Origin of the sequence: Paenibacillus chartarius (assembly GCF_042432825.1) — a bacterium.
Lineage (GTDB): Bacteria > Bacillota > Bacilli > Paenibacillales > NBRC-103111 > Gordoniibacillus > Gordoniibacillus chartarius.
Map to the genome: position 1 here is coordinate 1 of NZ_JBHLWN010000005.1, position 8415 is coordinate 8415.

5 protein-coding genes are annotated in these 8415 nt (G+C 61.8%); 4 read left to right on the plus strand and 1 reads right to left on the minus strand.

What is annotated here, in order from left to right; translation table 11 throughout:
• Nucleotides 1-468 precede the first annotated feature (468 nt).
• The 4 genes from pheS (at nt 469) to ACFFK0_RS00755 (ending at nt 7348) form a co-directional block, all read left to right on the plus strand.
• Entirely contained in the window at nt 469-1503 is a 1035-nt protein-coding gene (gene pheS / locus ACFFK0_RS00740) for a phenylalanine--tRNA ligase subunit alpha (RefSeq protein ID WP_377467632.1), read from the plus strand.
• A gap of 15 nt (nt 1504-1518) precedes the next feature.
• Nucleotides 1519-3969, plus strand: a complete 2451-nt coding sequence (pheT, locus tag ACFFK0_RS00745) for a phenylalanine--tRNA ligase subunit beta (RefSeq protein WP_377467634.1) — start codon at nt 1519-1521, stop codon at nt 3967-3969.
• A 92-nt stretch (nt 3970-4061) separates the two neighbouring features.
• Nucleotides 4062-6785, plus strand: a complete 2724-nt coding sequence (locus ACFFK0_RS00750; protein ID WP_377467636.1) for a cell division protein ZapA — start codon at nt 4062-4064, stop codon at nt 6783-6785.
• 17 nt (nt 6786-6802) lie between these two features.
• Nucleotides 6803-7348 (plus strand): CvpA family protein, encoded by a 546-nt coding sequence (locus ACFFK0_RS00755; RefSeq protein ID WP_377467638.1) that lies wholly within the window; start codon nt 6803-6805, stop codon nt 7346-7348.
• Between the two features lie 165 nt (nt 7349-7513).
• Here the strand turns inward: ACFFK0_RS00755 and ACFFK0_RS00760 are convergent, their stop codons facing one another.
• On the minus strand, nt 7514-7888 hold the full coding sequence (locus tag ACFFK0_RS00760) for a cupredoxin domain-containing protein (RefSeq protein WP_377467640.1): 375 nt from the start codon (nt 7886-7888) through the stop codon (nt 7514-7516).
• Nucleotides 7889-8415 lie beyond the last annotated feature (527 nt).

Here is an 8415-nt window from a genome sequence, read left to right on the forward strand (position 1 = left end):
TTCCTTCGGGGTTCGCGTTCCAGGCATCTTAAATGACTGCCCACGCTAGCTTGACACTGACTTTCCTCCATCCGTATTTGACGGGCGGAGGCTTTTTTTTCTATAATAACAACAACATCGAAATAACGTGAAAATGCAACGACGGAGAAGAGTACGCAGAAGCCTCTCGACAGGGAGGGCGCGCCGGAGATTGAGAGCGGGCCCCGAGAACGAGCTGCCGAAGTTCGCTCCCGAGCAGATGCTTGAACAGGCGGCCGGTTGATTGAAGCGCCGCGTCAGTAGAGCATTCCGGACGAATCTAAGGTCCGTTATCGGCAACGAAGATGAACGTACGTCCATCCTGTTTGGGAAGGCGGCGTTCGACAAGGGTGGTACCGCGGCTCTCTCGCCCCTTAGGGGACGAGAGGGCTTTTTTGCGCTTGCGGGAGTGAAATGGTGAAGGTTGAAATCAGTTGGGAGGTAAACGAAATGAAAGAACGTTTAGAGGCGCTGAAAGTCGAGGCGCTCGGTGAACTGGCTGCTGTCGGCAGCCAGCAGGAGCTGAACGAGCTTCGGATCAAGTATTTGGGCAAGAAGGGACCGCTCACGGAAATATTGCGCGGCATGGGGGCGCTCAGCGCGGAGGAGCGGCCGATCATCGGTCAGGTGGCGAACGAGGTGCGGGCCGCGATCGAAGCGGTTATCGATGAGAAGCAGGCCGCTTATACGGCGGCGGAGACGGAGCTGCGGCTGCGGGCGGAGACGATCGACGTGACGCTGCCGGGCCGTCCGGCGCCGGTCGGTGCCGTGCATCCGCTCAACAAGGTCATTCAGGAGATCGAGGACGTGTTTCTCGGCATGGGCTTCACGATCGAGGAAGGGCCGGAGGTCGAGACGGATTACTACAACTTCGAGGCGCTCAACCTGCCGAAGGATCACCCTGCGCGGGATATGCAGGATTCGTTTTACATTACCGATGAAATCTTGATGCGCACCCAGACGTCGCCGATGCAGCCGCGTATGATGGAGCGCCTGAAGGGCGCCGTGCCGGTCAAATTCATTTCGCCGGGCAAGGTGTACCGCCGCGACGACGACGATGCGACGCATTCGCATCAATTTACCCAGATCGAAGGGCTTGTTATCGACAAAGGCATCCGCATGAGCGACTTGAAGGGAACGCTGCTGCAGTTCGTGCGCGAGCTGTTCGGCGCGAAGACGGAAATTCGCCTGCGGCCGAGCTTCTTCCCGTTCACGGAGCCGAGCGTCGAGGTGGACGTGAGCTGCTTCATGTGCGGCGGCGAAGGCTGCCGTCTGTGCAAGCACACGGGCTGGATCGAAATTCTCGGCGCCGGCATGGTGCACCCGCGCGTGCTGGAGATGTCCGGCTACGATCCGGAGAAGGTCAGCGGCTTCGCGTTCGGCATGGGGCCGGAGCGGATTGCGATGCTGAAGTACGGCGTTGACGATATCAGGCATTTCTATAACAACGATCTCCGCTTCCTGCGGCAGTTCGCACATCTGTAAAGGAGGCTGGATGCGATGAAAGTTTCATATCAATGGCTTAATGAGTACGTAGATACAACGGGCTGCTCTGCCGATGAGCTGGCGGAGCGGATGCCGCGCGCCGGGGTTGAGGTCGACGGCGTCGAGTCTCGTAACAAGGGCGTCAGTAACACTGTCGTCGGTTACGTGAAGTCGCGCGAGAAGCATCCCGATGCCGACAAGCTGAGCGTCTGTATCGTCGACGTCGGGACAGGCGAAGACCTGCAAATCGTATGCGGAGCGAAAAATGTCGCCGCCGGCCAGAAGGTGCCCGTGGCGATGGTTGGAGCGAAGCTGCCGGGTGATTTGGCGATCAAGCGAGCGAAGCTGCGCGGCGTCGAGTCGCAGGGGATGATTTGCTCGGCGAAGGAGCTGGGATTGAACGACAAGCTGCTGCCGAAGGAAATTCAGGAAGGCATTCTGGTGCTGCCTGAGGAAACTCAAGTCGGCGCTTCGATTCTCGACGTGCTCGGGATTTCGGACGAAGTGCTGGAGCTTGATTTGACGCCGAACCGTTCGGATTGCTTGAGCATGATCGGGGTTGCGCATGAGGTTGGCGCGATTCTGGGCCGCGAGGTGCGGCTGCCGGATTTGTCCACGGGTATCGGCGGTGCCGGCTCGGTGAAGGCGTCCGATCGGATTTCGGTGCGGATTGAAGCGAAGGAGGACTGCACGCATTATGCTGCGCGTTTGATCGAGGGCGTAAGGGTCGGACCTTCTCCTCTGTGGATGCAGAATCGGTTGATGGCGGCGGGGATTCGCCCGATCAGCAACATCGTCGACATAACCAACTATGTGATGCTCGAGTTCGGACAGCCGCTGCACGCTTTCGATGCGGATACTTTGGACGGGGGCCGCGTTGTGGTTCGGCGTGCGGTTGATGGCGAAGTGTTGGAAACGCTGGACGGCGTTACGCGCAAGCTGGAGCCGCACATGCTGCTCATTACGGACGGTGTGAAGCCGGTCGGCCTGGCAGGCGTCATGGGCGGGCTGAATTCCGAAGTGACGGAAGGAACGACCCGGATTCTTCTGGAGTCGGCTAAATTCGCCGGCCGCTCCGTGCGCAAGACGTCGCGCCAGCTCGGCCTGCGCTCGGAAGCGAGCTTGCGGTTCGAGAAGGAAGTGAATCCGGAGGCGGTCATTCCGGCGCTGAACCGTGCGGCATCGCTGATCGCACAGTATGCGTCCGGCGTCGTAGCGGAAGGGATCGTCGAGGAGCGGATCGGCGGCCACGAGCCGGTGCAGCTGACGCTGGATGTTGCTCGTGTGAACGGATATTTGGGTACGTCGCTCAGTCTCGGTGATGTGCAGGGAATTATTGAGCGCTTGGGCTTCGCTTATCAGCCTGTTGGCGATTCCGCGCTTTTGGTTACTGTGCCGAGCCGCCGCGGCGATATTACTCGGGTCGTCGATTTGATCGAGGAAGTGGCGCGTCTGTACGGGTACGATCATATTCCGACTACGCTGATGAGCGGAGAGACGACGCCGGGCTCGCTGAAGAAGGAGCAGCGCATCCGCCGTTTGCTGCGGAGCCTGCTGACCGGCGCGGGATTGCACGAGGCGATTACGTATTCGTTCACGCATCCGTCGCAGAAGGAGCGGTTCCCGGGACTGTACGCCGGCACCCGCACGGTATCTTTGGCGATGCCGATGAGCGAGGAGCGCAGCGAGCTGCGCACTTCGCTGATACCTCATCTGATGGATGTGGCCGTATACAACCGCAACCGGACCAACGAGGATGTGGCGCTGTTCGAGATCGCCAAGGCGTACTCGACGGACGAGGAGCGGCTGACGAAGCAGCCGGTGGAGACGCCGCTGCTGGCGGTGCTGCTTACCGGTTCGCGGGGACCTGCCAGCTGGAACGGGAAGCCGGGCAAGGTCGATTTTTACGATGCGAAGGGGCTTCTGGAGCGTGTAGCCGGCGTGCTTGGTTTCGAGCTGGTGCTGGAGGCTTCCGAGGCGCCTGGGCTGCACCCGGGCCGGACGGCGAATGTTTATGGTTTAGGTGTGGGCGGTTCGGAGCGCCTGCTGCTCGGGCGCATCGGTCAGCTGCATCCTGCGCTGCAGCAGCAGGCGGATCTCGACGATACGTATGTATTCGAAGTGGAGCTGCCGAAGCTCGTGGAGCTGGCTGACGACCGTTTGGAGGTCCGTTCGCTGCCGCGCTTCCCGGCAATCACCCGCGACATGGCTGTCGTTGTCGACCGCGGTGTGGCTGTCGGCGGCATGACTGAGCTCGCTCGCAAGACGGCGGGAGCGCTGCTGGAGTCGATTCAGGTGTTCGATGTATATACGGGCGACCGGATCGGCGCGGACAAGAAAAGCGTGGCGATTTCGCTCGTTTACCGTCACACGGAGCGGACGCTGCAGGATGAGGAAGTGACCGCTTTGCACGCCGAGGTTGTCAAGGCGCTCGAGGAAAATTATGGAGCGGAGCTTCGCAAGTAGAAAGTCGCTTTAGGAGCAGGAGAAAAGGCCGTTCGTATCGAATGTAACGATGATACGAACGGCCTTTTTGGCGTTGCGAGGAGGAAAATGCCGTGAGCTTGGTTCCGGATGAAAAAACGAGAATAACCGTAGAGATTTACGGCAGCCAATATAAATTGCTGGCCACGACGACCCCGGCTTATGTTCGCCGGGTCGCGGTCCAGGTTGACGAACAAATGAAGCGAATTGCCCGCAATTACCCGCGCCTCGACGGGGTACGGATTGCGGTGCTCGCCGCCGTAAATATGGCCGATGAGCAGCTGAAGATGCAGCAGGAGCTGGAGGAACTGCAGCAGATGAAGCAGCAGTACGAGCAGCTTGCCGTGCTGCTGGAGCAGTCGCATGCCGAGACGCAGGCGGCGCAGGCCGAGGCGGAAGCGCTGCGGGAGCAGGTGCGGCAGGCCGCCGCCGAAGCGGAGCAGACCGCGGCTGCGCTGGCAGCGGCGCGAGCGGAAGCGGCGGCAGCGCTGGAGGCGCGGGAGCAGGCGGCCGCGGAAGCGGCGGAGCAGCGCCGGGAGCGCGAGGCGGCGGAGGCCGCAGCTGCGGCGGCGCAGCGTGAGGCGGAGCAGGCGCTGGCGGAGGCGATCGCGGCGGGCGAGCGCGAGCAGGCGGCGCAGGCGGAAGCCGCAGCGGCGCGAGCGGAAGCGGCGGCAGCGCTGGAGGCGCGGGAGCAGGCGGCCGCGGAAGCGGCGGAGCAGCGCCGGGAGCGCGAGGCGGCGGAGGCCACAGCTGCGGCGGCGCAGCGCGAGGCGGAGGCAGCAAAAGCTGAGGCGGAACAGGCGCTGACGGAAGCAATCGCGGCAGGCGAGCGTGAGCAGGCGGCGCAGGCGGAAGCCGCAGCGGCGCGAGCGGAAGCGGCGGCAGCGCTGGAGGCGCGGGAGCAGGCGGCCGCGGAAGCGGCGGAGCAGCGCCGGGAGCGCGAGGCGGCGGAGGCCGCAGCTGCGGAGGCGAAGCGCGAGGCGGAGGCAGCAAAAGCTGAGGCGGAACAGGCGCTGACGGAAGCCATCGCGGCAGGCGAGCGCGAGCAGACGGCGCAGGCGGAAGTCATAGCGGCGCGTACAGAGGCTGCGGAAGCGCAAGCTGCGCGGGAGCAGGCTATTGCGGAAGCAGCTGCGGCACGTGCTGAGGCTGCAGAGCAGCGCCGGGAGCGCGAGGCGGCCGAGGCCGCCTTGGCGGAGGCGAAGCGTGAAGCGGAGGCCGCGAAGGCTGAGGCGGAGCAGGCGCTGGCGGAGATGATTGCGGCGGGCGAGCGCGAGCAGGCGGCGCAGGCGGAAGCCGTGGCGGCGCGTACAGAGATTGCGGAAGCGCAAGCTGCACGGGAGCAGGCTATTGCGGAAGCAGCTGAGGCACGTGCGGATGCTGCGGAGCAGCGCCGTGAGCGCGAGGCGGCTGAAGCCGCAGCTGCGGCGGCGCAGCGTGAGGCGGAGCAGGCGCTGGCGGAGATGATCGCGGCGGGCGAGCGCGAGCAGGCGGCGCAGGCGGAAGCCGTGGCGGCGCGTACAGAGGCTGGGGAAGCGCAAGCTGCACGGGAGCAGGCTATAGTGGAAGCAGCTGCGGCACGTGCGGATGCTGCGGAGCAGCGCCGTGAGCGCGAGGCGGCTGAAGCCGCAACGGCGGAGGCGAAGCGTGAAGCGGAGGCCGCGAAGGCTGAGGCGGAGCAGGCGCTGACGGAAGCCATCGCGGCAGGCGAGCGCGAGCAGGCGGCGCAGGCGGAAGTCGTAGCGGCGCGTACAGAGGCTGCGGAAGCGCAAGCTGCGCGGGAGCAGGCTATTGCGGAAGCAGCTGCGGCGCGTGCCGAAGCGGCTGCAGCGCAAGCCTCACAAGAGAAGGCGCTGGTGGAGGCCAAAGCGGCAGGAGAGCTCGCCAAGGAGCTGCAGGAGCTGGCACAGCTGGTGGCGGAAGATCACGCGGAGCAGCTCGCCAAGCTGCAGCGCCGGTTGGCGGACGTACTCGCCGAAGAGGAGCAGGCCAAAACCGAGGCAAGCCGGTTGCAGGAGCTGCTCGAGCAGCTTCGTAAAGAAGCTCGGGACGCGGAAACCTCTTTGGAGCAAACGAAAGCCGAGAACGAGCGGATCTCTACCGAACTGGAAAACTTGCAGGCCGAAATAGACCGGTTGAGGGCAGATGCGGCACAAGCGAGAACCGAAGCGGAGCAGGCGATGCAAAATGCCGAGCAGGCTCAGTCCGAGCTCTCCGAAGTGCGCGCAGCTCTGCTGCAGGCACAAGACGACGCGGTACAAGCCGGTGCGGCCGGCGCGCAGGTGCGTGCCGAAGCGCAGCGGAGCGCCGAAGAGCAAGCTAAGAAACGCGAGCAGCTGCAGCGGGAGTACCAGCACGCCCTGCGGCAAATGGCGGAGCGTGACGCGCGGATTGCCGCGCTGCAGGCGGAGCTGGATGAAGCGCTCGCCCAGCAGTCGGAGTTGGCTGATGCGATAGCACGTCAGGAGAAAGCGGACAAGGGCGAAGAGGACGGCCAGCTGCAGTTCGACTTCATTGAGCAGCAGGAGCGTCTGCAGCGCGAATGGGAAGAGCGCAGCGCCGAATGGAGAGAAGAGGCAGAGCGCAGGTCCGCACACCTGGAGCAGGAGGTTACGCGCCTCCAATCGGAACTGGTTGCGCTCAAAGAAACGGCCGTTTCTTACGAGCCGGATAGCGCGCTAATGCATGAGCTTGAAACGCTTCGCCGCGAACATCAGGCGCTTCAGGAGGAGTATGCCAAGCTGCAGGTCGAATACAACGAATGGATTGAGCTCGCTTTGGACGAGCCTAAAGCATGACAGGGGCCTTTGCCGCCATGAACGGGTTGGACTGGGTCATTCTGGCCCTGATCCTGGGCGGGCTCGTGCTTGGCTACACCCGCGGCTTTGTAGGCCAGATCGTTTCGTTCGCGGGGCTGTTCGTCGCCTACATCATCGCTTATAAGTTTTACGACGACTTAGCCCCGACGATTCAGAAGACGATCGCATTGCCGTCGATGCAAACGTATCAGAAATACGAATTTTTCGCCAAGCATCTCAATCTGGAAATGTATTTTGTGAACGCAGTATCGTTTGCACTGCTGTTTTTCGGTGTCAAGCTGGGGCTGGTGGTGGCGGGGCATGCGCTTCATTTTATCGCCAAAGCCCCCGGCTTGAACTTGCTTAACCGTACCGCCGGTGCGCTGCTTGGCCTGACGGAGGCGCTGCTGCTCGTTGTTGTAGGAGTCAACGTGATGACGATCATACCGTCCGATCCTATCCAACTGCTGCTGCAGCATTCCTTGCTGTCTCCGTATGCGCTCGAGCACATGCCGGCCGTCGCGGACAAGCTGCGTCAGCTTTGGGAGAGCGGGGGGACGTAAACCTAAGCTCATTACGAGGCAATAGTTACATTCACAACATCGCGAAAATCGCTATATTGTAGCTAATGCCCGCAAGACCGCAGGAAACGCCCAAATAATGAAGCACCCTCGCCGCTGATCCGTTCAGCAACGAGGGTGCTTGGTTTTGTTTGAAAATTATCGGCATTACTCCACGATCAGCTTGGACACCATCGTCGTATGTCCTTGTCCGCATGGGATCATGCAGCGAATTTCATACGTACCGGCTTTATCCGGCGTGAACGTGTGCGTCTTTTTGTTTGTATCGACGGTAATTTTCAGATCGGCAATAGCTGCGTTATGCATGCCTTGCTTCGAGTCGAAAGTAATCGTAACCGGCTGCCCCTTTTTCACACGGTATTCCGCCTGATCAAACTTCCAGTTCGACGCTTCGATTTTCACTTGCTGAGCGTTCGGATCGGCAGCAGCGCTAGCCCCGGCGTCAGCCGCCGGCTTCTGTCCGCAAGCCGCAATCCCCATAGCGACAGCCACAATAAACAACAATGCGATAATCTTCTTCATATACCCGATCCCCCCGTAAAGGTGATGTTGTGCATGCATGTACAGTCCTTATCATAGCGCATCCGTTGTGAAAATGCAGTGACAAACTGTTGACAACCATTTGCAATTGCACGCAGACCACAAAGCTTAACGGAGGGTGCCGTCCGATATGGCACTGATTTGTTCTATGTGAAGGTAAAATTCCTGCTAACTGTGCTGTGTTTTTGGCTGTTGCATACAATGCACAGTACCGGGTACAGGAATACCCTAAAGTTTCAGGGGGGCCCTAACGACCCAGGACCGCCCAAGAAGGGCCGTCTTTTCGGCACCGAGGCGCCCCAACAGCCCAAGACCGCCCAAGAAGGGCCGTCTTTTCGGCACCGAAGCGCCCCAACAGCCCAAGACCGCCCAAGAAGGGCTGTCTTTCCGTCACCGAGGCGCCCTAACGACCCAAGACCGCCCAAAAAGGGCCGTCTTTCCGGCGCTAAAGCGCCCCAACAGCCGAAGACCGCCCAAGAAGGGCCGTCTTTTCGGCACCGAGGCGCCCC

Excerpts from the sequence above, each read along its gene's own strand:
- pheS (WP_377467632.1), top strand. The coding sequence starts at position 469 with ATGAAAGAACGTTTAGAGGCGCTGAAAGTCGAGGCGCTCGGTGAACTG.
- pheT (WP_377467634.1), top strand. The coding sequence starts at position 1,519 with ATGAAAGTTTCATATCAATGGCTTAATGAGTACGTAGATACAACGGGC.
- ACFFK0_RS00755 (WP_377467638.1), top strand. The coding sequence starts at position 6,803 with ATGAACGGGTTGGACTGGGTCATTCTGGCCCTGATCCTGGGCGGGCTC.
- ACFFK0_RS00760 (WP_377467640.1), bottom strand. The coding sequence starts at position 7,888 with ATGAAGAAGATTATCGCATTGTTGTTTATTGTGGCTGTCGCTATGGGG.